This is a genomic window from Lentilactobacillus parafarraginis DSM 18390 = JCM 14109 (assembly GCF_001435895.1).
Lineage (GTDB): Bacteria > Bacillota > Bacilli > Lactobacillales > Lactobacillaceae > Lentilactobacillus > Lentilactobacillus parafarraginis.
Genome location: NZ_AZFZ01000205.1, coordinates 1 through 511 on the forward strand (window position 1 = coordinate 1; position 511 = coordinate 511).

1 pseudogene is annotated in these 511 nt (G+C 45.2%); it reads left to right on the forward strand.

Annotated elements, in window-relative coordinates:
• Positions 1–36 precede the first annotated feature (36 nt).
• A pseudogene (locus FD47_RS14750) lies at positions 37–336 on the forward strand (IS30 family transposase); the annotation flags it as partial.
• Between the last annotated feature and the right edge of the window lie 175 nt (positions 337–511).

A 511-nucleotide genomic window follows, 5' to 3' on the forward strand; every position in this document is an offset into this window, starting at 1 on the left:
TCAATTTAGATCTCAAACAGTTTCTAAGAAGCTGTCCAAGAATACGGGCACATCATGAAGTCCGTTACCGCTGACAACGGGGCAGAATTCGCAGCGGCGGGGACGGTGCTTGACGGGGTTGCCGACCTTTATTATGCCCACCCTTACCGCTCTTCAGAACGAGGCACAAATGAGGCGCATAATCGAATGATCCGTCGTGATGTGCCTAAGGGCCTGTCCATGGATACTTTAGGCCCTAGTGATATCCAAGCAGTGGAAGCCAAGCTAAACAACTTACCACGCCGGCAGTCAGGTTACCAAACCCCAAAAGAGCTTTTCTCCGCTGCCGCTGGCTAAAGATTGAATCTTTAAAATATGAATATCAATGAAAATACTGTCTTGCCGGGATTTATTGCGTGGCTAATTTATTCTTGCAATTTGGGATTCTAACTTGTTTATTTTAAATTTCAATAAAAAAACGGCGCCATGGCAATGAGCGACGTCAGACTGAAGACAAACGCTATTTTGAAAA